This is a genomic window from Pseudomonas sp. B6002 (assembly GCF_013385985.1).
GTDB lineage: Bacteria > Pseudomonadota > Gammaproteobacteria > Pseudomonadales > Pseudomonadaceae > Aquipseudomonas.
Genome location: NZ_JACAOY010000042.1, coordinates 1 through 24,287, shown reverse-complemented (window position 1 = coordinate 24,287; position 24,287 = coordinate 1). Strand labels below are relative to the sequence as shown.

Below are 24,287 nucleotides of genomic sequence, written 5' to 3'. Positions count from 1 at the left end.
GCCGGCTTGCCGGCGATGGCGTCCCAAAACATCACACCCAAATCGCATCCCACAACGGGTAATCATGTACCCGCTTCACAAGCCCTGCCCGTAACGGGTTGGCGATGATATAGCGCGCTACGGCCTGTAATTCCTCCTCGCGCCTGATGGCTCGGTCATGAAAGCCTTTCTGCCAGAACCGACCTGTTCGCCCCAGGCGCGCATTGATGGCGCGAGCGCTACGGGATTTGGTCGCCAGCATCAGTGCTGGCAAAGTGCTCTGCTTGAGCTCGACCAGCCAATGAAAATGATCCGGCATGACCACCCAAGCGAGAGAATCTGCAAGCCCGTCGTTTTGCGCTTGTCGGAATTGATGCACCACTAATCGACCCACCTGCCAGTTGGAAAATGCGGGGACGCGATGCTGGGTCACGGCGGTGAGCATGTAAATCTGCCCCGTTTCGGAATAGCGGCCGGTTCGTAGATGTTTTGCGTGGGGAAGCGTGGACATTCCTTGTCCTCCTGTTGGTAATACAGGCGGGTAAGGCTAGTGCGGGGGGTGAAAGTGTGGGGTGGGGTTTTGGTGCCTGATGTGTCTGGATGGGCGCCATCGCCGGCAAGCCGGCTCCTACAGGTTTTGCGGCGTACCGATACATCCCGGTAAACACGGCACTTTGTAGGAGCCGGCTTGCCGGCGATGGCGTCATACGCCGTTACGCAACGCTTGCCTTCCTGCGCCGTGCCTCTTCCCGCACCGCCGGAATGATCCACCGCCCATAATCCACGGTGTCGTACAACGGGTCATAGCCTCGATTCAAAAACGTGGTCACGCCCAAATCGACGTAATCCAACAACGCCTGCGCCACTGTTTCAGGTGTGCCCACCAGCGCCGTGGTATCGCCATACGCGCCCACGGCCGTGGCGGTTGGCATCCACAACGCGCGGTCATGGCGGTCACCCAAGGCTGCCGCTGCCAGCAAGCGTTCCGAGCCGGTGCCCTTGATGCGTTTGCTCCACGGGCTGCCCGCCGCAAACTGCGGGTTGGCTTTGATCTGCGCGAGGATCTGCTCCGCACGCTGCCAGGCCAGTTCTTCGGTCGCGCCCAAAATCAAGCGTACCGACAAACTCACCCGTGGCGCGCCAACCCCGGCCGACGCCGCGGCGGCCTTGAGCTTGGCAATCTGCTCCGCCACGCCACTCAACGGCTCGCCCCACAGCGCATACAAATCCGCATGCTTGACCGCGATCTGGTAGGCAATGTCGGAAGACCCGCCAAACGAGATCGGGATATGCGGCTGGTGCAGCGGCTTGACCGGTGAAAACGCGCCCTTGATGTTGAAGTACTTGCCCTCGAAATCAAACGGTTCCTCGGCGGTCCAGGTGCGGCGCACGATCTCCAGGTATTCGTCGGTGCGCTGGTAGCGTTCGGTCTTGTCCAGCAGGAAATCGCCTTCCTGGGGTTCGGCGGTGATGCCGGTGATGGCGTGCAAGCGAATGCGCCCGCCGCCGGTGGTGTGGTCCAGGGTGGCGAAGGCGCGGGCGGCCACGGTCGGCGCGGTGAGCCCCGGGCGGTGGGCGATCATGAACCCCAGGCGCTCGGTGTGCGCGGCCGCGTAGGTGGCGATCTGCAGGCTGTCGGCGCTGCCGGGGCCGCTGGCAATGAGCACGCGGTCGAAGCCGGCGTGCTCGTGGGCGCGGGCGTGGTGGCGGATGAAGTCGAGGTCGAAGTCCGGGCTGCGAACGCCACGGGTCTCGGACCATTGGCGGGGGAAGATCATGCCGACAAATTCAATGGACATGGAGCGCTCCTGGTGCGGATCAGAATTGATAGTCGACCTGGGCCAGTAAGGTGCGGCCAGGCATGGGTTGCAAAAAGGTGTTGGTGGAGCCGGCCAGCCCGCTGACGAAGTTCAGTTCGTTGGTCAGGTTGAGCACGCGCAACGTGGTGCTCCATTGCGGCTGGCGGTAGTACAGGGCGAGGTCGAGGTTGTACTCGTTGGGAATCTTCACGGTCTTGCTCAGGTTCAAGTACCAACTGCTGGTCCACCAGCCGGACAGCTCGGCACCAAAGCCGGAATCGAAGCGGTAGTCCACGTAGCCGCTGGCGGTGTATTCGGGGATCTGCACCGCGTCATAGCGCCCGGACGGCCGCTGATTGAGGCTGTTGTTGTCGCCGAACACCGTGCCGTTATCGGGGATGAACCCCGCCGAGGCGAACCCGGCCTGGGAGGTGAACTCGTTGTAGGCGTTGAGCTTGGACAGGTTGAGGCCGCTGCGCAGGTGGTCATCCGGCTGATAACGCACGGTGGCTTCCACGCCCTTGATCATCAGCCGCGCGATGTTGTTATTGCTGTCGGGCGCCTGGTCCCGGGCTTGTTTGAACGCGGCCAGGGTCATGAACAGCTGGTTTGGCACCGCTTCGACCTTCACGCCCACTTCGTGCAGCACGCTCAGGCTCTGGAACGCCAGCGGGTTCAGGCTGTTGGCGCCACTGCCGCTGCCCCAGCCCAGGCCGTTGGAAAAGAACCCGGTGTTCACCGCCAGCGAGCGGTCGAAGGTGTAGTACAGCGTGGTGTTGTCGGTGGGTTTCACATAGGGGCTGACCTGGAAGGCGAAGAGCCGGTAGTTGTCGCTGTCCTGGCGCCGGTTGCCACCGGCCAGGGCGAAGGGGTTGTGGATCTCGGCCTCGATCCAGCTGCGGCTGGCGCCGATGTTCAGGCCGAAGTAATCGCCGTACTTGAGGTTGTGCTGGCTGAACAGGGTCTTGGTGGTCCAGGTGCTTTCGGCGGTGTAGGGCGCCACTGATTCCGCGTAAAGACCATGCCCGGCCGCGTACATCGGTGGCAGGTTGAGCCAGCCGTAATAGTTGGAATACTGCGGCACGCCCGGTTGGCCGATCCACGCGCCGTTGCCGCCGGCCGGGTTGCTGCCGTCGAGGCCGAGCAGGTCGCCGGGATTTTTGCCGGACGGGTTCTGGGTCAGGTCATAGGCGTTGATGGTCGAGCCGAAGCTGTTGTTGGCGGCAATCGACTGGTTGAACTCGCGGCGATAGATCAGGCCGGTGTTGCTCTCATCGCGCAAGGTCCAACCGCCCACTTGGGTTTCGTTGCGTGAGCGAAACTCGAAGCGGTTGTCGAAAATGGTGTCTTTGGATTGCACCTGGAAGGCGCCGACGGCGTCGGTGATGTCCTTGGAGCGCTCATAAAACGTGCTGTTGGCCAGGGTGATGGTCGGCGACAGGTCGGCCTCGATGCGCAGTTGTGTGGTGAAGCGCCGCGAGCTGCTTTCATCCTCTTTGCGTTGCCCGGTCTGTGACGACAACGACTGCTCGCCATTGCCCGCCAGCGTCGGGTCATACACCCACCCGCGCAGGCTGCCGGGGTTGGCCTGGGTGTTGGGCGAGGCGGTCTGGAAGCTGCCATCGACCACGCTGTACTGGCCCTGGGCATTGCGCTGGCGCTGCACCCAACCCAGGGTTGGCGCATCGGCAGCGCCGGAAGCAAGCACCGGCGACCACAGGGTGTTGCCGTTCTGGATGATCGGCGTGGCACGCCCGGCGTAGTACTTGCCGTGGTCCACCAGGTCCTGGGTAGCGCGGTTCCAGCCGTGGGTGATGTTGTAGTCGTAGTAGTTGTCGTAGCTGGCGTTCCAGTCCACGCGCACGTTGTCGTTGCGCCAGGCGAGGGCGCCGTAGAACGCGTCGAAGTTGTTATCGACGTTGTCGTAGAAATCCTGCTGGCGCTGCTTGGTGATGCTCACGCGATAGGCGAGGTTATCGGTCAGCGGGCCGGTGTTGTCGATGCTGAACTTGTTTGAACTGCGCGAGGTGCCGTCGGGCACCCACGAGCCCAGTTCGCCACTGAGTTTGGTCTTGAATTCATTGAAGTCCGGCTTTTTGCTCAGGTAATTCACATAACCGCCGCTGCCGGACACCGAGCCGTAGGTCACCGAGGACGGCCCGGCGACGATGTCGGCACCCTCATAGGCGTTGAAATTGGCCGGATGGCGCACGGCGTAACCGCGCTGGCCGTCCTGGAAGATCTCCGAGCCCTGGGCGCGGAACTGCGGGGCGATGCCGGCGTTCTGGCCACCGCCCCGGGTAATGCCGGGGGCGTATTTGACCAGGTCGTCGGCGCTGTGGATCGAACCGTTGGCCAACTGCTCGGCGTTGATCTGCACCACCGAGCGCGGGGTGTCGAGCACCTTAACCTCGGTGCCGCCGTACACCGAGGTCGGCGGGCGGGTGGGCAGGGCGTCGTCATCGGACTCGGCGGCGCTGGCTTGCACCGTCACGGTTTGCAGTTGGGTGTCGGCGGCAAAGGCCTGCAGCGGCAGGGTTGCAGCCAGCAGCAGGGGTAAACGCAAGGCGATAGCGTGCATGGCAGAAATGCCCCATTAAAAAATTAAGGACGCAGAACCCTTGTAGGAGCCCGGCTTGCCGGCGATGAGGCCCTCGAATTCGGCGCAATGTTCAAGGACGCCATCGCCGGCAAGCCGGGCTCCTACAGAGCGTGGGAGATCAGGCGGTGTCTTTGAGCCAGAGCTTTTCGAAGCGCCAGGTGCTGAACAGCGACTCCTCGGCACTGGCGCCGCCGACGCGTGTGGACACGCTGTCGAGCAGGTCGGCGTAGCCCCAGATCAGCATGCCGCCGCGCTCGTACTGGATCTGCTGCACCTGATGCACCAGGGCCTTGCGTTTCTCCAGGTCGGGTTGGGCCATGGCGGCGAGGAACAGCTCGCTGAACTGCGGGTCGTTGAAGTGGGTCTTGTTCGACACCGCAAACGGCGCATCGGTATGAATCGCGCTGGCCAAAAACGGCGCGCCAATGCTGCCGCCGGTACTCAGGGTCCAGTCGTTCTTCAGCGGGCCCTGGAAGGTGGCGAGGTCCACTTGCTTGACCTTGAGGGTCACGCCGATGCGCTTGGCCTGCTCAGCCAAAACCAGCGCCGAACTCAAGCCCGGCCCCGGCGTGGTGACCAACTCGACTTCGAGGTTTTCCTGGCCGGCTTCCTTGAGCAATTGCGCGGCGCGTTGCGGGTCATGGGGGCGCGGGCCGAGGCTGTGGTTGAACGTCGGGTCGCTGGGCGCATACAAGTCGTTGGCCACCCGGCCCTGGCCGTTGAGGGCGCGGCGTACCAGCTCTTCGCGGTCGGCCAGCAGGCGAAACGCCTCACGTACCCGTGGGTCGTTGAACGGCGGCTTGTCCAGGTTCATGTCGAAGGACAGCCAATTGCCGGTCACCGACTTGATCACCTGAAGGCGCGGGTCCTTTTGCAGGATCGGCAGTTGCTCGGTGGGCATCACATTGGCCATGTCGATCTGCCCGGCGCGCAAGGCGGCGAGGCGGGCGACCTGGTCCTTGAAGTCGATGATTTCCAGCTCATCGGCGTAGGGCTTGCCGTCCTTGTAGTAGTTCTCAAAGCGCGTGAACAGCGAGCGCTGTCCCGGGGTGAAACTCTTGAGCTTGTAGGGGCCGGCGCCCACCGGGTTGGTGACCGGGTGGTAATCCACCGGCACGATGCCGCCAAAGTTGACCCAGGTTTCCGCCAGCGGCATGTAGCTGCGCCCCTCGCGAAAGCCCAGGCGCACGGTGCGGTTGTCGAGCTTCACCAGGTTGTCGCGGTCGACCCAGTGCAACAGCGCGGCATACGGCGAGGCCAGTTGTGGGTCGGTGAGGCGGCGAATCGAGAAGATCAGGTCGTCGGCGTCGATGGTCTTGCCGTTGTGGAACTCCAGGCCCGGACGCAAGCGCAAGGTCCAGGCACTGGCGTCGGCATTCGGCTCGGCGAATTCGGCCAGGGCCAGGCGCGGTTGCATCTGCTCGTCCCATTCCCACAGCTTGCTGTACAGCGCAAAGCCGCGAACGATACCGCTGCCCACTGGCTTGTGCGCATCCAGGTTGCCGCTCTGGTTGCCGTCGAGAATGCCCAGGCGCAGACGCCCGCCATAGCGCGGCTGGTCGCTGCCGGCGATGGCGGTGGGCGCGTCACTCGGGCCGCAACCGGCCAGCAGCAGGCCGCCGCCGACGGTTGCGCTGTAGCCGAGAAAGTCTCGGCGGCTCAGCAGTAAGGTCATGGCATCAGGCTCCGCCGTTGGCCGAGTGCAGCTCGCGCAGGGGCTCGGCACTGCGGCTCAGCTCGGCACGCTCGCTGCGAAAGTGCGGCAGGATGTGCTCGCCGAGGCGATAGGCTTCTTCGAGGTGCGGGTAGCCAGCGAGGAAAAACAGGTCAATGCCGATGCTGTTGTACTCGCGGATGCGCGCCACCACGTTTTCATAGCTGCCCACCAACGCGCAGCCCGGTGGGATGCCGATGTAGCCAAAGCCGGTCCACACGTTGGGGTGGATGAAGAAGTCATCAAAACCCTGGGTTTCGCTCTTTTCGGCAAAGCCATGTTCGTAGCTGAGTTTGCGCGCAGTGCGCAGCCCGGCGTGGGCTGCCACGGCCTTGACCGCGCCACGGGCGATGCCTTCGTCGAAGAAACGCTTGGCTTCGGTGCGCGCCAGTTCTTCGGTCTCGCGGGTGATCACGTCAATCGACAGGCCGAAGCGAATGTCGGTGCGCCCCCATTTCAATGCGCGCTGGCGCAGGTCGGCGATCAGCGCGGCGATTTCGTCCGGGTGCTCGGCGCGCATCAGGTAGAAGTCGGCGTGCTTGGCGGCAAACTCCCGTGCCGCCACCGAAGAGCCCGCGGTGCAGATCAGCGGCAGTTGGGCTTTTTTCAGCGGCCCGCGCAGGCCACCGCCGTCGGCTTTGTAAAACTTGCCGTCGTAGTGGAAGGTTTCGTTGTGCCAATAGCCCTTGACCACGTCCATGAATTCGGTGGCGCGCTCGTAGCGTTCATCGTGGTCGCTGTAGTCGCCGACCTGGCGCTGGATCGCGTCCGAACCGCCGTTGATGATGTTCCACACCAGGCGGTTGCCGGTGGCGCGCTGGTAAGTCGCGGCCTGCTGCACCGCCACCCACGGGGTGTAGTGGTAGGGCTGGAACGCGGTCACGAATTGCAGGGTGCGGGTTTCGCGGGCCAGCAGCGAGCAGACCGTCCAGGGTTCTTCGCCGGTGGGCGCGTTGACCATCAGTGCGCCGCCAAATTTATTGATTTCCGCCGCCTTGGCAATCTGGCCCAGGTAGTCGATGTAGGTGAAATGGTCGCCCACGCTGAACCCCGAGACCGCGCCGGTGCTGTTGGCGCCGCCGCGATGCCAGTCGCCCCGGTTACGCGGGTCGCCGGGTAAAAACTGGGTTTCGCCGTGCAAGGGCAGGCGGGTGAAGAATTCGATGCTCATGAAGCCTCCTGCTTACTGGGCGGTCGGGGCGCAGATCGGGGTGATCGGCTGGTCGTTGATGACCTTGTGGGCGAACGGGATCGAGTCCTTGAGCGAGGCATTGACCGTGGCGCTGTGGCCCAGGCCTTTGTAGAGGTGGCCCTCGACCACGGAGCCTGCGTTGCAGGCGTCTTGCATCAGCTTGGTCTGGGTCGCGGCGGCGGGGGTGGTGTCTTCGGCGCCGGTGCCGATGAAGATCGGCTTGGAGGTTTTCAGGGTGGGGTACGACACCTGCGCGAGCCACGGCGCCAGCTGTTTGCCTTTGTAGTCTTTCTTGGTATTGGCAATGCTCAGGCCGAGGCCTTCCACGTCGCCTTCCAGGGCAAACAGGCAACTGGTGCGGGCCTGTTCGAAGATCGGCAGGGCCTTGTCGGTGTAGAAGTCAGCCGGGTTGATGCTCGGGTCGTATTGCTGGGCGGCGAGCAAGGTGTAGAAGCCGTAGGCCAGGGTCGGGTCGACCTTGTTGCGCACTTCTTCGCTGGGGTTCTTCGCGTAGTCGAGGGTGTAGATCACGCCGGTGCCGACGCTGCCTTTCACGCCCAGGTCGGGCGCATAGGTGGCCGCGTAAGCGGCGGCGGCAAACGCACCGGCGCCCCCTTGGGACTGGCCGACGATCAGCACTTTGTCCGTCAGGCCCGGTACGCCGGCGACCACCGCCTTGGCAGCGTCGAGAATGCCGTAGGCGGCCATGCGGCTGTTCAGCAGCGGGTGGCCGCCGGGAACGCCGAGGCCCTGGTAGTCGGTGGCGACAATCGCAAAGCCTTCGGCCAGCCAGCGGTTGAGGTATTCCACATCGCGGTACGAACGGCCTTGCCACGACGGTGCGCACACGTCCGCCACGCCCACGGTGCCGTGGCCCCAGCTCACCACCGGCCAGCCACCTTTGGGCGGCGTGCCCTTGGGCAGGAACAGCGCGCCGGAGACCACCACTGGGGTCTTGTTATCGATGCCGTTGGTGGAGGTGTAGAGAATGCGCTGGGCACTGGCGGCATTGGCCAGGCTGATGGTCTTGTCCAGCGGCTCGCTGCGCAGCAGTTTACCGGGGGTGGCCGGGATGGCTTTTTCCCAGGTGTAGAACGCCGAGACACGGCCGTCGCCCTGCAGTGGGTCGGGCTTGGGCGCATACACGTCAGCAGCGAGTGCGCTCATGGACAGGCTCAGAACACTAAGGCCGAAGGCGAAGAAGTGCGGCAGTTTCATTCAGTCATTTCCCTATTACGGATTAGTGCTGACCTGGCCACGCAGGGCCGGCCAGTAGTCGGTGAGTTTCAGGTCGATCAGCGCCTGGTTGGTAAAGCCGGTGGCCAATGACGGGCCGATGTCGTAGGTGTCGCGAATCAGGTGGTTGGCCAGGGCATAGGCGGTGAGCGCCTGGTAGTGGGCCTTGAGCTGCGCATCGCTTTTCGGTGCCCAGCGTTCCTTCCAGGCCACCGGGTCGTTTTGATCGTCGCGGCGCAGCACGCTTTCGGCGGTGCCGGCACGGGAAGACAATTGGTAATAGGCGTCCTGGTTCTGCGGTTGGGAAATCCACCACGCCGCCTTCACCCAGGCGGTGGCGAGCAACTGGGTAATGTCCGGGTACTGCTTCACGAAGGCCTCGGTGCCCCACAGGTCGGAGACCAGGCGCCAGTCGTTGCTGCCTTGCTTGGTCGACCAGATGATCTTGCCGACGCCCTTGTCTTCCAGGGCATAAGCCTCGCTGAGCAGCACGGCGGCATCGACCTTGCCCGCCGACACGGCAGCGGCGCCGACCTGTGGGTTGAGGTTGGCGATCTTGAAGTCGTCGAGGGTCAAACCTTTGCTCGCCAGGAAGTTGCTGAACGCGAACTCCCACGGCCGGCCACGGTGCAGGGCCAGGCGCTTGCCCTTGAGGTCTTCGATGGTCTTGGCGCTGGAGCCTTCGGGCACCACCAGGTAAATGTTGTTGCCGCTACCACCGGGCACGATCAACTTGCCTGGCACGCCGCCGGCGCCGGCGATCACCGAAGGCAAGTCACCGCGTACGGCGAAGTCCAGGCTGTTGTTGCTGAAGCCTTCGTTGATCTGCGGGCCGGCGCCGGCGTGGGGCAGGGCGATCCATTCGAGCTTCACCCCGCGTTCGCGCAGTTGCGCCTCCAGCCAACCGTCCTCGATCACCCGCCCGGCGATGCCGCCGAACACCGGTTTGCCACCTTGGGTGTAGGCGACGATGGCGATTTTTACCGAGGTCGGTTCCGCGTGGACTGCGCTGAATGCCAGCACCCCGAACAGCACCGCGATGCTCTTGCGCCAAACGTTTTTCATGGGCGTTCTCCCTACCTGAATGAGCGATCCCCTGTAGGAGCCGGCTTGCCGGCGATGAGGCTCTTGAGCCTTGCGACGTCTGAACAGACGCCATCGCCGGCAAGCCGGCTCCTACAGGTGGAATCGTGTTGGGAGGGAGAGAGCAGATTGCATGCCAGGCGCTGTCACAATCGCTCTAGCCCGCGTGGGGCAAGGGTTCCAACGATTCGGCCAGGGGGGCGCTTCACCCGTGCTGCTGATGAGCAAACACGCAAGTGCTGGCTGATTGCTGCTCCAGCAGCAGCGGGGTGTCGGGTTGTTGGTATATTCGATCAGGGAATATATAAATATTAATTTATAATTAAATGGTCTAGAGAAGTTCATGCACTATTGAGCACGCGCTTTTACTGCCAGGAATGCACCATGTCGCTGATCACCCATCCCAATGCCCGTGAATTGACTAAGTCGGTGCGTGCCACTGTGCTGGTCTTCAAGGACCCGCGCTCCCAGGAATTGCTGGCGCGCATCGAGCGCCTGGCCCCCAGCGAAGCCAACACCTTGATCATCGGCGAGACCGGCACCGGCAAGGAATTGGTGGCGCGGCACATCCACACCCTGAGCCGTCGCGGGCGGGAACCGTTTGTGGCGGTCAACTGCGGCGCCTTTGCTGAAACCCTGGTGGAAAGTGAGCTGTTCGGCCATGAAAAGGGCGCCTTCACCGGCGCTACCACCCACAAGGCCGGTTGGTTCGAAGCGGCGAATGGCGGCACCTTGTTTCTCGATGAAATCGGCGACCTGCCGCTGAACATGCAGGTCAAGTTACTGCGCGTGCTGCAGGAGCGTGAAGTGGTGCGCCTGGGCTCGCGCACACCGATCCCGATCAATGTGCGGCTGGTGGCCGCCACCAACGTCAACCTGGCCGATGCGGTGGTGGCCGGGCATTTTCGTGAAGACCTGTTCTACCGTTTGCACGTCGCAACCATCCGCCTGCCACCCTTGCGCGAACGCCCGGGCGACATCCTGCCCCTGGCTGAATTCTTCCTGGAGGAACACTGCCAGCGCCTGGGTTACAACCGCGCGAGCCTGAGTAGCGAGGCCGAGCGCAAGATGCTCGAACACAGTTGGCCGGGCAATATCCGTGAGCTGGAAAACGCGATCCACCATGCACTGTTGGTGTGCCGTAACCAGTTGGTGCAGCCAGCGGATTTGCACCTGGTGGACATGCGTTCTTCGGGCATTCGCCAGGAGGAAGCCAGTCATGCAGTGCCTGCGTTGAGCGGCCCGGTGGATCTGGAAAGCGCATTGAATGCGTTGTTCGAACAGAACATCCCGGACCTGTACGAGCACATCGAAGAAACGATCTTTCGCGCGGCTTATCGCTACTGCCACGGCAACCAATTGCAGACGGGGCGGCTGCTCAATATCAGCCGCAACATCGTGCGTGCCCGGCTGGAAAAAATCGGCGAGCTGGGCAAACCGGTATTACTCGACGGCCAGTAATGCTAGGTTTTCGAACTTCTCTCACTACTGGAGGGTTCGACGTTGATCCGACTGAGCGACTTTATCGCCGATTTTTCCACCTCTGCGCTGGCGCCGTGGGCAGACCTTGCGCCCTGGGCGCTGGTCACCCAGGCACCGGCGATCGTTCGCCAACTGCTCGCCGAGTTGCCCGCTGACGACTACCACATCGACGGCGACGTGGCGGTTCACCGCACGGCTATCGTGGAGCCGGGCGCCTTGCTCAAGGGCCCGTTGATCATCGGCGCCGAGTGTTTTATCGCCAGTGGTTCGTTGCTGCGCGGCGGCTGCTGGCTGGACGCGCAGTGCATCATCGGCCCTGGCGCCGAACTGAAAACCTCCTTTGTCTTCCGTGGCAGCAAGCTGGCGCATTTCAACTTCGTCGGCGATTCGGTGCTGGGCCATGGCATCAACCTGGAAGCCGGAAGCATTGTTGCCAACTACCGCAATGAGCGCGCAGACAAGGAAGTGCTGGTGCGTGTCGACGGGCATTTGCAGCGTACGGGTTGCGACAAGTTTGGCGCGTTGCTCGGTGATCAATGCCGCATCGGTGCCAATGCGGTGTTGGCGCCCGGTGCCGTGCTGGCGCCTGGGCGTGTGGTGGGACGCGGGCAGGTGTTTGATGCAGAGGTGTCTGCATAAACGCAATGTTGAAAAGGGCATGGTGTGCCGACGCGTTATTAAATAGAATGAATCTCATTTGAGACTCACTCGCGCCGCGCAGGTCTGTTGCCATGAATGATGCTGTTGCCTCGACCCACGCCCCGGAACACACGCTGTCGAGCCTGTACCGCGACCATCGCAGCTGGCTGGAAAGCTGGTTGCGCCGCCGCCTGGGTAACGCCTGGGATGCAGCGGACCTGAGCCAGGATACGTTCCTGCGGGTGCTGGCCAGTGCTCAACCGGTCGCGCAGATGCAGGAGCCCCGGGCGTATCTCGTGACGGTCGGCAAGCGCCTGCTGGTGAATTTTCATCAACGGCGCAGTCTCGAGCAGGCTTACCTGAACGCTTTGGCGAACCTGCCTGAAGCGTGCGTGCCGTCGCCGGAACAACGCTGGCTGTTGCTGGAAACCCTGCAGGCCCTGGATGAGTTGCTCGACGGCTTGCCGACGCTGGTGCGCCGTGCATTTCTGTGGAGCCAGCTGGAAGGCTTGGGCTATCGCGAGATTGCCGAGCGGCTGGAGGTGTCCGAACGCACGGTAAAACGCTACATGGCCCAGGCCTACGAGCATTGCTTGCTGGTGGACCTGTGAGCCGCGACGTCGCCCGCGCCGCTGCGCAATGGCTGGCGCTGCTGGAATCCGGCGCAGCCACCGAAGGCGATCACGCCAACTTGCAGCAATGGCGCGACAGCCACCCTCAACACGAACAGACCTGGCAGAAAGCCCAGTCATTGCGCCAGCGTTTCAACGACTTGCCCCCGGCGCTGGCGATGGCCAGCCTCGACCGCCCGCAGCCTGGGCGACGCGCCGTGCTCAAGCGTGCGCTGGGCCTCGCGGCACTGGTGCCGACGGCCTGGCTGATCAGCCGCCAATTGCCCATCGAGACCTGGCGTGCCGACCTGCACACCGCCACCGGCGAGCGCAAGCGCCTGCCATTGGCGGACGGCGGCAGCTTGCAGCTCAATACCGCGACGGCGGTGGATGTGAACCTCGCGCAGCACCGTATCACCCTTGTAGACGGTGAGCTGGCGCTGACCGTACCCGGTGTGGCCGCGATGACGCTGCGCACGCGCTACGGCGAGTTGGAGGTGAGGGAGGCCGACATTTGCGTGCGGCAACTGGCTGCGGGTTGCCGGGTGTCGGTGCTCAAGGGCTCCGTGCAGGTGCGCGACTTGAATGGGCAAATGGCAACGTTGCAGGCGGGCCAGCAAGCGTCGCTGAAGGCCAGCGGACTGGGCGCGTGGACACCGTTTGACGTGTCGCAACTGGGCTGGCGTGACGGTGTGCTGACGGCGCAGAACCAAACGCTGGGTGACTTTCTGCGCGAGCTGGAGCGTTATCGTCCGGGCGTGTTGCGCTGGGACCCAAGCCTGGAAGCGCTACGAGTCACCGGCAGTTTTCGCCTGGATGACACTGATCGCATCCTCACCCTGTTGGCCTCAACCCTCGGCCTGGAAGTGCACGCACGCACCCGTTACTGGGTCACCCTGACCCCCCGCAAATCCCTGGCCTGACACAACCTTGTAGGAGCCCGGCTTGCCGGCGATGGCGTCCTCAAGGGCCCCATCGCCGGCAAGCCGGGCTCCTACAGGGCGCAGCGTCAGTAAAATCGCCAACGCCGGCAAGGATCGGGTCAGATCACGTGGGCGCGTTGCAGCTCGGTCAAAGACAACGCCTTGAGCTGGGCCAGCAACGGATCACGCCGGTCACGCGGGTGCGGTAAATCCACCGCGAGTTCCTGACGAATACTGCTCGGCCGGTTGTCCATCACCAATACCCGATCACTTAAATACAGCGCCTCATCCACATCATGGGTCACCAGCAGCAACGCGATGGCATGGTGTGCCGCCAGTTGCAGCAGCAAGTCCTGCAGCTTCATGCGGGTGAAGGCATCCACCGCACTGAACGGCTCATCCAGCAGCAACACCTGTGGGCGCGAATACAAGCCGCGCGCGATGGCCACCCGTTGCGCCATGCCGCCGGACAACGCCTTGGGCAGGGCCTGGGCGAAGCCCTTGAGGCCGACTTCTTCGATCAATTGCGTGACCCAGGCTTTGTCATAACGGTCGTCATCGCTGAAACCGATGTTCTGTTCCACCGTGAGCCAAGGCATCAGCCGGGGTTCCTGGAACACGAACGCGACCTCGCCCTCGGGGCTGCGTAGCTCACCTTGATAGTCCTGCTCCAACCCGGCCACGATCCGCAGCAGTGTGCTTTTGCCGCACCCACTGGGACCCAGCAGGCTGACGGCCTCACGCGGTTGCAAGGCCAGGCGCACATCCTTGAGCACGGTGGTGGTGGCGAAGCTTTTGCGCTGAACATGGATCTGCAACAACGGTTGGCTGCTCATTGCTCTGCTCCTTGACCATTGAAGGTGTCGCGCCACGCCAGGCAGCGTTTTTCCAGCGCCGCCAACAGACCGTCGGTGATCTTGCCGAGTACCGCCAACACGATGATGGCAGCCAGCACGATGTCTGGCCGTGAGGTTTCCCGCCCGTCACTGAGCAAATACCCCAGGCCCTTGGTGGCGGCGATCAACTCGGCAGCCACCAGGAACATCCACGCCAGGCTCAAACCACTGCGCAACCCGGTAAACAGGCCGGGCAGGGCGGCCGGCAACAGGATTCGCCGTACCAGCCGGCGCCTGCTGAAAGCGTACATCTGCCCGACCTCCACCAGCTTGCGGTCGATGTCGCGGATCGCCGCCACACCGTTGAGATACACCGGGAAAAACGCGCCAATCGCGATCAGCACGATCTTCGAGGTTTCATCGATGCCCAGCCACAGCAGCAACAAAGGCACCCAGGCCAGGCTCGGAATTGAGCGCAGCCCGGCGAAGGTCGGTTCCAGGTAGGCTTCGGCCTCGCGGCTCAGGCCGACCCAGGCGGCAAACACCAGGGCCAGCCCGGCGCCGATGGCAAAGCCCAGCAGCACCCGCAACAGGCTGGCGCTGATGTGTTTCCACAAGGCGCCTTCGGCGAGGTCGGTGAGGGTTGCCGCAATCTCGCTGGGCGCAGGCATCTGGTACGACGGCAGCCAACCCACACGCACCACCACCTCCAGCACCAGTAGGATCAGCACCGGCAACACCAGCCCCTTGAGGCGGCGCGGCCACGCGCTGCGGTTAATCACTGCCGGCGCGGCAAGGGGCAGTGCTTGGGTTTTGCCTGTCATGGTGCGTTCCTCAGTGGCCGAACGAGGTGTCGATCAACTGGTCGATCACCTGGTCCACATTCACGCCTTTGCGCACCAACTCTTCGGACACCAAAATCGGTGCAGCCGCCTTGGACGCCACCACATCCTTGCTGCTCAGGAAGGGCGTGCTCAGGTCGGTACGCGACAATTGCAGCTTGGCCACTTCCAGCGGCAGGCCGGACTCGTCGGCGAGTAACTTGGCGAATTCATCCGGGTGTTTCACCGCCCAGTCGCGAGCTTTTTCATAGGCACCGAGTACCTTGGTGATGGTCTGCGGGTGCTCCTTGGCGTACTTCTCGGTGACGCTGACCACGCCGTAGCTGTTGAAGTCCTTGTTGCGGTACAGCAGGCGCGAACCGGCCTGGATTTCGCTGGCGGCCATGTGCGGGTCGAGGCCGGCCCAGGCGTCCACGTCACCTTTCTCCAGCGCGGTGCGGCCGTCCGGGTGTTGCAGGTGCACCAGTTCCACGTCGTCTTTTTTCAGCCCGGCTTTTTGCAGGCTGCGCAGGGTGAACAGGTACGGGTCGGTGCCCTTGGTGGCGGCGATTTTCTTGCCCTTGAGGTCGGTGACGCTCTTGAACGGCGAGTCCCTGCGCACCACGAGCGCGGTCCATTCGGCGCGGCTGTAGACGTACACCGATTTGATCGGGCTGCCATTGGCGCGGCTCAACACCGCCGACAGGCTGGCCGACGAGGCGAAGTCCACGCCACCGCTGTTCAGGTATTCCAGCGAGCGGTTGCTGCCCTGGCTCAGTACCCAGCCGACTTTGCTCTGCGGCAGTGCCTGCTCCAGCCAGCCAAAATGCTTGAGCACCAGGCTCACCGGCGAGTAGTAGGCGTAATCCAGGTTGACTTGGGCCGGGTCGGTTTCCGCGGCAAATGCTTGGGGTTTAAGGCACAGGGCGAGGGCGCACGCGCCGAGTAAACGTGTGGTGAAGAGGGTCATGGAACAGCTCCGGGCTACATAAGCGAACAAGGCGTTGAGAGAAGGCTTTTTCTTATATTCAGAAAACTGAATCGGCATGTTCCATCATGCTTTATAGGAATATGCAGTCTCTGTGCCAGCTCGCCCGGAGGCGCATTTGCGGGGTTTTACGTTCAGCGTACTGTGATGGAAGAGGGCAGAGTGTTGATCGACTGTTGGCAGGCAAACAGTTCGTATATATCGTTGTGGAATAAATAAAGAGTTATATATTCCTTTTAATGTCTTCTGTGTTGGCGCATTTTGAGGGCCTGCGCATTCGTGCGGATTGACCCAACAGCCAAAAGGAAAGCCGACATGACCATCAAAGCGATCAACGTGCGCAACCAGTTCAAGGGCGTGATCAAGGAAATCCTGCTGGGGGAAGTGGTGTCTGAGATCGACGTGCAGACCGCGTCCGGTATCGTGACCTCGGTGATCACCACCCGCTCGGTGCGTGATCTGGAATTGAAGGTGGGCAGTGAAGTGATTGCCTTTGTGAAGTCGACTGAAGTCTCCATCGCCAAGTTGTAAACCCCAATATCCAAAACCCAATGTGGGAGCTGGCTTGCCTGCGATAGCGATGTACCTGCCGACAAAAATGTCGACAGTGACTCCGTCATCGCAGGCAAGCCAGCTCCCACATTAGGGTGTATCAGTCTGTCAGGTGGTCAGATGATTTTCGCGCCGCTGCCTCCCGGTGGATGGGGTTGCGGTTTCTCCGGCGGGGCGTCCGACGGCAGCTGCTTGGGCGGCGTGTTCGGGTCTTCGTAGTGCTTGTGCAAGTCGCCATCCAGCCGATTGCTCGACGAGCCACCTTTTTGTGGCGTTTCGTCGAAGTGCTCCCATTCCGATTGCTGGAAGCGATAGATACTGTCGTCGGTCGGTGTATCGCGGCCGCCGTAGTGGTGGATTTCGTAGTGGGCGTACTCGACCTTGTCAGCCCAGTTGTCCTGCAACAGACCGTCGCCGGCCAGGTCGCGGTACCAGTCGTTTTCCTTCTCGGTGGCCTTCTGCTTTTTGTTGTGGTCGACAAAGTAACCGATGATCCCGCCCACCACCGCCAGCACCACACCCACCAGGAACAACGGCCCGGTCAACGCCGCCGCCGTGCCTGCGCCAAACAGTGCGGCGGCGCCCAGTACCCCGGCGGAGGCGCCGAACGCACCGCCTGCCACTTGCAGGCCGCCCGCCGCCTGGGCCAATGGGTCTTTGCTGTCGACACCGCTCTTGATCGCCAAGGCGCCCAGCACGATATCGGCAAACCCCCCGGCGATGTCCGTCGCCGGGCCGAGCACCTTGATCACCGAACCGGCAATCTTGGCTGACTTGGACGCGCCCAGCTTGGCCGCGCCCGCGGCGGCCAGGCCGTCGTCCAGGTGAGTGGCCAGGCCTTCGGTGGCCTCGGTGACGGCTTTGTCGCCCTCGCCGAACAGCTTGGAAATGCCGTCGTATTGGCTGTCGGGCACGGCGTCGAGAGCGGTAGCGATCTTGTTCTTGACCTCGGTGGGCAACTCGCTGGTGCGGAACTCGAAGTTCGGCTCCTGCAGGCCGGTCTTGCCCCAGATTTCCGGCAGGGTCTTGTCCAGCCCAAGGAAGTCCACCAGGCCGCCTTTGCCCAGGGTTTCGCCGATCTTGTCGCCCAGGCGCACAAAGTGGCTGGAGCCACCGGCGAAGCTGAGGAAGTCCTTGGCGATGGTCATGCGCTGGGCCGGGGTTTCACCCAGCTTGCCGCCTTTGCCCACCAGTTGGTAAATCGCCGAGAACATGGTCACGCCCGCGCCCAGGGAGCCGAGAATGCCCTTGCTGTTGAGGGTGTGGAACACCTCGCCGAGCATGCCGCGATCAGCCACCGGGATATAGGGCTTGCTCAGCGCGGTCTTGAGGTCGGCTTCGCTGATCACGCCGTTGTTCTTGTAGACCTCGCCGAGTTCTTCCAGGGCCTTGGTGACGGCGGAGGATTTTTCCTTGCCTTCCAGGCCTTCGTTGAGGAATTTCTCCAGGGTTTCCTGGGAGCGGCGCGGCAGGTCGAGCAACGTGCCCTTGAGCACGCCCTTGAGCAGGCCGAACAGGTCCTTGGTTGCCAGTTCCTTGTTCTCGTCGGAGATCTTGCTCGGGTCCGAGAGGATCGCATTGAGGTCGGTGGTCAAGCCGTCGGCCTGGATGTTCTGCGCAGCTTTGCTTGCAGCTTCCGGGTCGAACAGCGACAACGAGGTGAGGGTGTCGCTGAGGTCCTTTTGTGCCTCGGAGGTCTTGCCCTGGTCTTGCAGGTCCTTGAGGTACAGCACGTAGTCCGGGTTGGCGGTGAGGTCCAGCAGCTTCTGCTTGATCTCGTCCTTGTTCGGCAGTTTGTTGATGGCGTCGTCCATCTTCGACTTGTAGTCGGCCTGCACGGTCGGGTCTTTGAACAGCTCGCCAATCTGTTGCTGCACGGCCTTGCCGTCGATGATGTCGTGCATGTCGGCCGAGGTCAGCTCGGTCTGCTTGTCATCGAACTCACGCCAGGTGGTGTTGAACGGGCGCCGCGCTTCTTCGTAGCCGGTGATGCCATGGCCGTTCTGGTAGGCGGCCTGGGCTTCCAGGGCGCGGACCAGCTTGGCTCGAGGATCGTCCTTGGGAATCGAGCCGTCCTTGACGCCGGCGCGGTAGGTGTCGATCAACTGGGTGGTGGCCAGTTCGCTGACGCTGAGGGTCGGCGACTTGTCGTCCTTTTCATCGGCGTGCACGCCGGTGTCCATGTTCAGCACGTCGAGGTCGCCGGCCTTGGGCAGGTTGTGCTTGCTGCGGGTGTCGTCCACCGCGCCGGCGCTGAAGGCGTCCCACTTGGCCTTGACGTCGTCGTAGAGCTGCGGGCTCAGCTCCTTGGACACGATGACCTTGCCTTCGCTGGTTTCATAGCGGATCAGGCCGTCACCCAGTTCATCCGGGGAGCCGAAGGTGATGTCGGTGTTTTTCAGGAAGTCATTCGGCCCGGCCAGCTTGTAGCCGGCGTCTTCGCTGGTGTGGATCTTGTCCCACGTGTCATGGGCGGTCGCGACGTTCTTGAACAGCTCGGGGCTGACGTCGGACGACACCACCACCTTGGTGCCGTCGTGCAGTTCGTAGGTGAGGATGCTGTCTTTCTGATCGTTGTTCCAGCTGAAGGTCTTGTAGTCGTTCAGCCCTGGAATCGGGGTGTTGGCATCGGCGAGCACCGCGCCGTTGTTGAGTTCGCCTTCGACCACGGCTTTTTTGTCCGGGTGGGTGTAGACCTCGTGCAAGCCCGCCAGGTAGTCGAACAGCTTGGGGTTGTCGTCGCGGGCCACGACCATTTTCTGGCCGTTGCTTTCAAAGCGGATCAGGCCCGGGCCCACTTCATCTTCAGGGCCGACGGTGGTGCCGGCGTAGGGCGGCCACACTTCGTTGTCGCTGGCACGCTTGTAGCCGGCGTCTTCACTGCTGGAGAGGCCCATGAAGCTTTCGTAGTCGTTCTTGGCTTTCTGGAACGCTTCGGGGTTGTCGCGCTGGCTGACGACGAACTTGCTGCCGTCCTGGGTCTCGTAGCGGATCACGCCCGGGCCGGTTTCATCCGGTGGGCCTAGGGATTTATAGTCGGCGAGTTTTTCCGGGGCCATGGCGTCGCCGCCCAGGCTTTGATACCCGGCATTCTGGCTGGCGACCACGCCGGAGAGCGCCTTGAAGTCTTCGCTGACTTGCTTGAACAGTTCCGGGCTGTCGTGCTCGCTGACGATGACTTTTTTGCCGTCCTGGGTTTCATAACGGATCAGCCCGGGGCCGACCTCGTCGGGTGGGCCGATGGCCTTGTAGTCGGCGAGGGCCGGTGGCGGTGTGGCGTCCTTGGCAGCCAGTTCATAGCCTTGCTGCTTGCTGGCATCCAGCCCTGACGGCGTCTTGTCCTGGGCCTCGACCTTCTTGTTGGCGCTGTTCTTGAGCAGCACATGGAACGCTGCGCCGGACTTGGGCGGCGTGCGGGGAAGGGCTTTGGGGTCGGACGTACGATCGAGGGGCTGTGTCGTCATGCCATGGAACTCCTACTGTTACCGGTGGGACGTAGCGGTAAAAACAGTAACAGCAGGGGTTGGGCACTCGTTGCGAAAAGTTGTGAATTAGGCCTGGCGGTGGCGCAGCGCCTGCTCCATGCGTTGCAGGCCTTCCTCCAGCATCGACCGCGGGCAACCGAAGTTCAGGCGCACGAACTGCTGGCTGTCATCACCGAACTCGATACCGGCGCTCAAGCCGACCTTGCCCTGTTCGAGGAAGAACTGCTGCGGATCGTCCAGGCCCAGGGCGCTGCAATCGAGCCAGGCGAGGTAGGTGCCTTGTGGTGCGTGCATCACCACGCCCGGCAAACGGGTTTGCACGGCGTTCAACAGGTAGTCACGGTTGGCTTGCAGGTACTGCACCAGCGCGTCCAGCCACTCGCCGCACTGGCTGTAGGCGGCGCGGGTGGCTTCCAGGCCCAGGGGGCTGACGCTGTCGACCATGCCGCAGCGTGCGTTGTTGAAGCGCTCGCGAATTTCAGCGTTCTGCACCACGGCGAAACAGGTCTTCAGGCCGGCCACGTTGTAGGCCTTGCTCGCCGACATCAGGGTGATGGTGCGCTGGGCGATCTCCGGGCTGAGGCTGGCGGTGGGGATGTGACGGCGGCCGTCGAAGCACAGCTCGGCGTGGATTTCATCACTGATGATCAGTGCGCCGTTTTGCAGGCACGCATCGGCCACGGCTTGCAGCTCTTCGCGGGGGAAGACCTTGCCCATGGGGTTGTGCGGGTTGCTCAGCAGCAGCGCGCCGGCGCCCTTGAGGGCTTCGCGCATTGCGGGCAGCGGGGTGTGGTATTCGCCGTCGATCAGCTCGAACGGCACTTCGATACGCGGCAGGTTCCAGTGGCCGGGCGCCAGGCGGATCGGGCGGTAGTTGGGGGTTTGCAGCACCACCGGCTGGCCCGGTTGCACAAAGGCATGCAGGGCCATGTTGAAACCCGGCTCTACGCCGGGCAGGAACAACAGCTCTTCGGGCAACACGCGCCAGGCGTACTTGGCCCACAGGTCCGCGACGATGGCATCGCGTACGTCCGGGCCGGCCACGCTGTAGCCCAGCACTTGCTGGTCGAGGCGCGCGTGCAACGCCTGCAGGATGGCGGGTGGCGCGGCGATGTCCATGTCGGCGATCCACATCGGCAAAACGTCTTGCGGGTAACGGTTCCACTTGGTGCTGCCGGTGCCGAGGCGAGGGTGGATCGTGTCGAAATCAAAGCTCATGGAGAGGCTCGTGTCAGGGAGGCGGGCAAAGAATGGCGCCGATTCTAGCGCCATTAATTTTATAGGCCAGTGCTGATTGCCTCCGACAGTTGCCGATGGGCCTGCTCGACGGCCCGTTTGACCGCGTCTTCACCCCGCACCATGGCGCCCAGGTAGACGAACTCCACGCTGCGGATGCCCACCGTGGCGAGGATGGCGGCCATGTAGGGGGTGAGAAAGTCCGGCTCATGGCCCTTGCGCGAATTGCCGGAACTGACCAGCACGAAGGTGCGCCGGTCGTCCAGCAGGCCGACTTTTTCAAACTGTTCATTGACCGTGAAACTGCGCTGGATGCGCACCACATGGTCGATCCAGGCCTTGAGCGCGGCTGGCACGGTGAAATTGTGCACCGGGGTGCAAATGATCAGCAGGTCGCAGGCCTCCAGTTCAACGATCAACTGCTCCGACAAGGCCGTGGCGTTTCCACTCAGCCCGCCCGCACTGGTCAAGGCATTGGCGTACTCGCGGGTCAGCGGTGGCAGCGCCTGGCCGCCGTAGTCGCGCTCGATGACCTCAGCACCCGGCACCAGGTCCTTCAAGAAGGCCCGGGCCAGCTTGAAGGTGTGCGCGGCCTTGCCGTGGGGGCTGAAACTGAGGAGCAGGGCGCGGGTCATTGGCTCAGGTCCTGGGAAAAATGCATGCCCTTGGGCAACAAGCCCTGGCGGAAGTAGAAACGTTGGGCCAGGGCCATGTGCATACCGGTGTCCAGGACCAGGTAGCGATAACCCAGGGCGCGGGTTTCTTCGCGCACGCGGTCGAGCAACTGTTCCCCCAGGCGACGGCGTTGCAGCGCGGCGTCTACTACCAGGTCATCCACATAGATGAAGCGGCCATACAGGGTGTTCTCGGTGTGCCGGTAGCCGATCAGGCCGATCACCTTGCCGTTCTCGCAGGCGGCCAACAGGTGGTAGCCGTTCTGCCGCTGGCGCTGGACTTGCCGGGCAAACGCTGGCGCATCTGTGAGGTGCGGGCGCAGTTGCTGCATCACGACAAAGCTGGCGAGGCAGTCGGCTTCGGTTTCCATGGGGGTGAATTCGACGTGCTCATTCATGGTCGAGGTTCTCCAGGTGCGCCTTGATCGCCGCCGGCACTTTGCGAAAGCTGATGGCGACGCGGTTCAGGGCATTCATCAGGGCAATCGCCAGGGTCAGGTCGGCGATTTCCTTCTCGCTGAACACCGCCGTGGCCTCGGCGTAGTCGGCATCGGGAATCTGGGTCTGCGCCACGTGGGTGACCGTCTCGGCCCAGGCCAAAGCGGCTTGCTCACGTGGGGTGTACAGCGGCAAGCCCTCGCGCCAGGCGGCCAGCAGCATGATTTTTTCCAGGCTCACGCCCAGCTTGAGCAGGTCGCGGGAGTGGGAGTCCAGGCAGTAGGCGCAGCCGTTGAGCTGCGAGACGCGCAGGTACACCAGGTCGATCAGTTCTTTTTCCAGGCCGCAGCCGTGGACATAGCTGTGTACTGAACCCAGGGCTTTGTAGCCGGCAGGGGCGGCCAGGGCGTAATCGAGGCGGTGTTTCATGATGCGATCCTTGTGTTCGTCAGGGGATGCGCCATTTTCGGCGGGCGGTGCGGTGCTCGACAGGGGCATGATTGGACAAGTGGGTTGGGACATGATCAGACTTCGCCTTGTCTTCCCGCCGAGCCCGATTGCGATGTCGTCACTGCCCAAGTACCAGGAAATCTACCGGCGTTTTCGCCTGGCCATCGACCAGGGCCAACTGCGCCCCGGCGAGCGCGTGCCGTCGGTGCGCGCATTGGCCCAGGAACTCAAGGTGGCGCGGGGCACGGTGGAAACGGCGTACCAGTTGCTGGTCAGTGAAGGTTTTTTTGAAGCCCGTGGGCAGGCGGGCACGGTGGTTGCCGAATCGCTGGCGCAGTTGGCGTTAAAACCCGTGCCGGTGCCGGCCCCTGTCACCTGCGGCCCGCGCCCCCTGCAAATGGGCCTGCCGGCACTGGATGCCTTCCCGCGCAAACTCTGGGCGCGGCTGGTCACCCAGCAAGTGCGCCGCACCGACGCCGACAGCCTGGCCATGGGCGATGTGTGTGGCGTGCAGGCCCTGCGCGTGGCGATCGCCAGCTACCTGGCGCTGTACCGGGGCGTGGAGTGCGCGCCTTCCCAGGTGTTTGTGTGTGCGGGGTATTCGGGGGGCTTGGCGTTATTGTGCGATGCGTTGGAGATGGCGGGGCAGCGTTGCTGGTTCGAAGACCCGGGGTATCTGCATGCGCGGCAGTTGCTCCAGCACAAGGGCGTGGAACTGGTGCCGGTGCCCGTGGATCAAGACGGGCTGGATGTTGAGCAGGGTATGCAGCGTGAGCTTCAGGCGCGGCTGGCGATTGTCACACCGGCGCATCAGAGTCCCCTGGGCGTGGCGCTGAGCCCGGCGCGGCGTCAGGCCTTGCTTGGCTGGGCGCGGGAGCAGGGCAGTTGGGTGGTGGAGGACGACTACGACAGTGAGTTCCGCTATCGCGGCCAGCCGCTGGCGGCGCTCAAGAGTCAGGATGCCGATGATCGGGTGATCTATGCGGGCAGCTTCAGCAAGATGCTGTTTCCAGGGTTGCGCCTTGGGTATCTGGTGGTGCCGGTGGCGTTGGTCGAGCCCTTTGAGCGCAGCGCCCGGGTGTTGCAGCAGCGCAGTGCGCAATTGCTGCAGCTGACGGCGGCGGATTTTTTGGAGCAGGGGCATTTCACGCGGCATTTGAAGAAGATGCGTCAGTTGTATGCGCAGCGGCGGGGGTGGTTGGTGGCGGCGTTGCAGGCGCATTGCGCGGAGTTTCTGCGGGTGGATGAGCAGGCGGGCGGGATTAACTTGCTGGCGCGGTTGTTGGTGGACGTGCCCGATGAGGTGGTAGCCCGTGCGGCGGGTGAGATGGGGTTGGGGGTGCAGGCGTTGTCGGGGTGGACGCTGGAGGCTGGGGGTGGGCAGGGGGTGTTGATGGGGTTTACCAATTTGTGTACGGCTGGGGAGGCTGACTCGGTTGTGTTGGTTTTGAAGGGGGTCATATCCGGAATTTAGGTGATGGCTACTTAGGGTTCCGCCCTTACGGCGGGTCACTTTGGAAAAGCGTGTACGGACCGGACACATGGTT

General features: G+C 63.0%; 21 protein-coding genes. 6 read left to right on the top strand and 15 right to left on the bottom strand.

The features are described 5' to 3' along the window. Positions 1 to 31 precede the first annotated feature (31 nt). The 7 genes from HX792_RS30025 to HX792_RS29995 form a co-directional block, all read right to left on the bottom strand. A complete protein-coding gene (locus HX792_RS30025) occupies positions 32 to 490 on the bottom strand; it encodes a transposase (protein ID WP_176999453.1) in 459 nt (152 codons plus the stop codon). A 202-nt stretch (positions 491 to 692) separates the two neighbouring features. Next, positions 693 to 1,778, bottom strand: coding sequence for an LLM class flavin-dependent oxidoreductase (locus HX792_RS30020; protein WP_176999452.1), 1,086 nt, complete (start codon positions 1,776 to 1,778; stop codon positions 693 to 695). A 19-nt stretch (positions 1,779 to 1,797) separates the two neighbouring features. Then, on the bottom strand, positions 1,798 to 4,359 hold the full coding sequence (locus HX792_RS30015) for a TonB-dependent receptor plug domain-containing protein (RefSeq protein ID WP_176999451.1): 2,562 nt from the start codon (positions 4,357 to 4,359) through the stop codon (positions 1,798 to 1,800). A gap of 139 nt (positions 4,360 to 4,498) precedes the next feature. Beyond that, a complete protein-coding gene (locus HX792_RS30010) occupies positions 4,499 to 6,055 on the bottom strand; it encodes an ABC transporter substrate-binding protein (protein WP_176999450.1) in 1,557 nt (518 codons plus the stop codon). A 4-nt stretch (positions 6,056 to 6,059) separates the two neighbouring features. Continuing rightward, the gene (locus HX792_RS30005) at positions 6,060 to 7,265 is read right to left on the bottom strand and encodes an LLM class flavin-dependent oxidoreductase (RefSeq protein ID WP_176999449.1); all 1,206 of its coding nucleotides are present in this window, start codon (positions 7,263 to 7,265) and stop codon (positions 6,060 to 6,062) included. Positions 7,266 to 7,277: 12 nt separating this feature from the next. Further along, entirely contained in the window at positions 7,278 to 8,504 is a 1,227-nt protein-coding gene (locus HX792_RS30000; RefSeq protein ID WP_176999448.1) for a lipase family protein, read from the bottom strand. A 15-nt stretch (positions 8,505 to 8,519) separates the two neighbouring features. Continuing rightward, positions 8,520 to 9,587, bottom strand: a complete 1,068-nt coding sequence (locus HX792_RS29995) for an ABC transporter substrate-binding protein (protein ID WP_176999447.1) — start codon at positions 9,585 to 9,587, stop codon at positions 8,520 to 8,522. A gap of 402 nt (positions 9,588 to 9,989) precedes the next feature. On the opposite strand from HX792_RS29995, the gene HX792_RS29990 reads away from it, so the two are divergent. The 4 genes from HX792_RS29990 to HX792_RS29975 all read left to right on the top strand — a co-directional run bounded on the left by HX792_RS29990 (position 9,990) and on the right by HX792_RS29975 (position 13,260). Beyond that, positions 9,990 to 11,066 carry a sigma-54-dependent Fis family transcriptional regulator gene (locus HX792_RS29990; protein WP_176999446.1) on the top strand — a complete coding sequence of 359 codons (1,077 nt, stop codon included), beginning with the start codon at positions 9,990 to 9,992 and terminating at the stop codon, positions 11,064 to 11,066. Positions 11,067 to 11,108: 42 nt separating this feature from the next. Further along, positions 11,109 to 11,726 (top strand): LpxA family transferase, encoded by a 618-nt coding sequence (locus HX792_RS29985; protein WP_176999445.1) that lies wholly within the window; start codon positions 11,109 to 11,111, stop codon positions 11,724 to 11,726. A gap of 92 nt (positions 11,727 to 11,818) precedes the next feature. After that, a complete protein-coding gene (locus tag HX792_RS29980; protein WP_176999444.1) occupies positions 11,819 to 12,337 on the top strand; it encodes a sigma-70 family RNA polymerase sigma factor in 519 nt (172 codons plus the stop codon). Beyond that, complete coding sequence (locus tag HX792_RS29975) at positions 12,334 to 13,260, top strand: FecR domain-containing protein (RefSeq protein ID WP_176999443.1); 927 nt, start codon at positions 12,334 to 12,336, stop codon at positions 13,258 to 13,260. Before HX792_RS29980 ends, HX792_RS29975 begins: the two co-directional genes overlap by 4 nt. Positions 13,261 to 13,379: 119 nt before the next feature. Here the strand turns inward: HX792_RS29975 and HX792_RS29970 are convergent, their stop codons facing one another. From HX792_RS29970 to HX792_RS29960, 3 genes are read right to left on the bottom strand one after another with little or no spacing between them, the layout of a single operon-like run. After that, entirely contained in the window at positions 13,380 to 14,096 is a 717-nt protein-coding gene (locus tag HX792_RS29970; protein WP_176999442.1) for an ABC transporter ATP-binding protein, read from the bottom strand. Further along, positions 14,093 to 14,920, bottom strand: coding sequence for an ABC transporter permease (locus HX792_RS29965; RefSeq protein ID WP_176999441.1), 828 nt, complete (start codon positions 14,918 to 14,920; stop codon positions 14,093 to 14,095). The genes HX792_RS29970 and HX792_RS29965 overlap by 4 nt, the downstream gene beginning before the upstream one ends. 10 nt (positions 14,921 to 14,930) lie before the next feature. After that, the gene (locus HX792_RS29960) at positions 14,931 to 15,887 is read right to left on the bottom strand and encodes an aliphatic sulfonate ABC transporter substrate-binding protein (RefSeq protein WP_176999440.1); all 957 of its coding nucleotides are present in this window, start codon (positions 15,885 to 15,887) and stop codon (positions 14,931 to 14,933) included. Positions 15,888 to 16,220: 333 nt separating this feature from the next. Here HX792_RS29960 and HX792_RS29955 point away from each other — a divergent pair, with 333 nt between their 5' ends. Continuing rightward, positions 16,221 to 16,436: a molybdopterin-binding protein gene (locus tag HX792_RS29955; RefSeq protein ID WP_003173733.1), complete on the top strand. Its 216-nt coding sequence runs from the start codon at positions 16,221 to 16,223 to the stop codon at positions 16,434 to 16,436. A 137-nt stretch (positions 16,437 to 16,573) separates the two neighbouring features. Here the strand turns inward: HX792_RS29955 and HX792_RS29950 are convergent, their stop codons facing one another. The 5 genes from HX792_RS29950 to HX792_RS29930 form a co-directional block, all read right to left on the bottom strand. Then, a complete protein-coding gene (locus HX792_RS29950) occupies positions 16,574 to 19,921 on the bottom strand; it encodes a hypothetical protein (RefSeq protein ID WP_176999439.1) in 3,348 nt (1,115 codons plus the stop codon). A gap of 87 nt (positions 19,922 to 20,008) precedes the next feature. Next, on the bottom strand, positions 20,009 to 21,160 hold the full coding sequence (locus tag HX792_RS29945) for a MalY/PatB family protein (protein ID WP_176999438.1): 1,152 nt from the start codon (positions 21,158 to 21,160) through the stop codon (positions 20,009 to 20,011). Between the two features lie 59 nt (positions 21,161 to 21,219). Then, positions 21,220 to 21,813 carry an FMN-dependent NADH-azoreductase gene (locus HX792_RS29940; RefSeq protein ID WP_176999437.1) on the bottom strand — a complete coding sequence of 198 codons (594 nt, stop codon included), beginning with the start codon at positions 21,811 to 21,813 and terminating at the stop codon, positions 21,220 to 21,222. After that, positions 21,810 to 22,250, bottom strand: a complete 441-nt coding sequence (locus HX792_RS29935; RefSeq protein WP_176999436.1) for a GNAT family N-acetyltransferase — start codon at positions 22,248 to 22,250, stop codon at positions 21,810 to 21,812. The genes HX792_RS29940 and HX792_RS29935 overlap by 4 nt, the downstream gene beginning before the upstream one ends. Then, positions 22,243 to 22,719 carry a carboxymuconolactone decarboxylase family protein gene (locus tag HX792_RS29930; protein ID WP_176999435.1) on the bottom strand — a complete coding sequence of 159 codons (477 nt, stop codon included), beginning with the start codon at positions 22,717 to 22,719 and terminating at the stop codon, positions 22,243 to 22,245. The genes HX792_RS29935 and HX792_RS29930 overlap by 8 nt, the downstream gene beginning before the upstream one ends. 133 nt (positions 22,720 to 22,852) lie before the next feature. Here HX792_RS29930 and HX792_RS29925 point away from each other — a divergent pair, with 133 nt between their 5' ends. Beyond that, complete coding sequence (locus HX792_RS29925; RefSeq protein WP_176999464.1) at positions 22,853 to 24,214, top strand: PLP-dependent aminotransferase family protein; 1,362 nt, start codon at positions 22,853 to 22,855, stop codon at positions 24,212 to 24,214. Positions 24,215 to 24,287: the final 73 nt, after the last annotated feature.

Excerpts from the sequence above, each read along its gene's own strand:
- HX792_RS30025 (WP_176999453.1), bottom strand. The coding sequence starts at position 490 with ATGTCCACGCTTCCCCACGCAAAACATCTACGAACCGGCCGCTATTCC.
- HX792_RS30020 (WP_176999452.1), bottom strand. The coding sequence starts at position 1,778 with ATGTCCATTGAATTTGTCGGCATGATCTTCCCCCGCCAATGGTCCGAG.
- HX792_RS30015 (WP_176999451.1), bottom strand. The coding sequence starts at position 4,359 with ATGCACGCTATCGCCTTGCGTTTACCCCTGCTGCTGGCTGCAACCCTG.
- HX792_RS30010 (WP_176999450.1), bottom strand. The coding sequence starts at position 6,055 with ATGACCTTACTGCTGAGCCGCCGAGACTTTCTCGGCTACAGCGCAACC.
- HX792_RS30005 (WP_176999449.1), bottom strand. The coding sequence starts at position 7,265 with ATGAGCATCGAATTCTTCACCCGCCTGCCCTTGCACGGCGAAACCCAG.
- HX792_RS30000 (WP_176999448.1), bottom strand. The coding sequence starts at position 8,504 with ATGAAACTGCCGCACTTCTTCGCCTTCGGCCTTAGTGTTCTGAGCCTG.
- HX792_RS29995 (WP_176999447.1), bottom strand. The coding sequence starts at position 9,587 with ATGAAAAACGTTTGGCGCAAGAGCATCGCGGTGCTGTTCGGGGTGCTG.
- HX792_RS29990 (WP_176999446.1), top strand. The coding sequence starts at position 9,990 with ATGTCGCTGATCACCCATCCCAATGCCCGTGAATTGACTAAGTCGGTG.
- HX792_RS29980 (WP_176999444.1), top strand. The coding sequence starts at position 11,819 with ATGAATGATGCTGTTGCCTCGACCCACGCCCCGGAACACACGCTGTCG.
- HX792_RS29970 (WP_176999442.1), bottom strand. The coding sequence starts at position 14,096 with ATGAGCAGCCAACCGTTGTTGCAGATCCATGTTCAGCGCAAAAGCTTC.
- HX792_RS29965 (WP_176999441.1), bottom strand. The coding sequence starts at position 14,920 with ATGACAGGCAAAACCCAAGCACTGCCCCTTGCCGCGCCGGCAGTGATT.
- HX792_RS29960 (WP_176999440.1), bottom strand. The coding sequence starts at position 15,887 with ATGACCCTCTTCACCACACGTTTACTCGGCGCGTGCGCCCTCGCCCTG.
- HX792_RS29955 (WP_003173733.1), top strand. The coding sequence starts at position 16,221 with ATGACCATCAAAGCGATCAACGTGCGCAACCAGTTCAAGGGCGTGATC.
- HX792_RS29950 (WP_176999439.1), bottom strand. The coding sequence starts at position 19,921 with ATGACGACACAGCCCCTCGATCGTACGTCCGACCCCAAAGCCCTTCCC.
- HX792_RS29945 (WP_176999438.1), bottom strand. The coding sequence starts at position 21,160 with ATGAGCTTTGATTTCGACACGATCCACCCTCGCCTCGGCACCGGCAGC.
- HX792_RS29940 (WP_176999437.1), bottom strand. The coding sequence starts at position 21,813 with ATGACCCGCGCCCTGCTCCTCAGTTTCAGCCCCCACGGCAAGGCCGCG.
- HX792_RS29935 (WP_176999436.1), bottom strand. The coding sequence starts at position 22,250 with ATGAATGAGCACGTCGAATTCACCCCCATGGAAACCGAAGCCGACTGC.
- HX792_RS29930 (WP_176999435.1), bottom strand. The coding sequence starts at position 22,719 with ATGAAACACCGCCTCGATTACGCCCTGGCCGCCCCTGCCGGCTACAAA.
- HX792_RS29925 (WP_176999464.1), top strand. The coding sequence starts at position 22,853 with ATGTCGTCACTGCCCAAGTACCAGGAAATCTACCGGCGTTTTCGCCTG.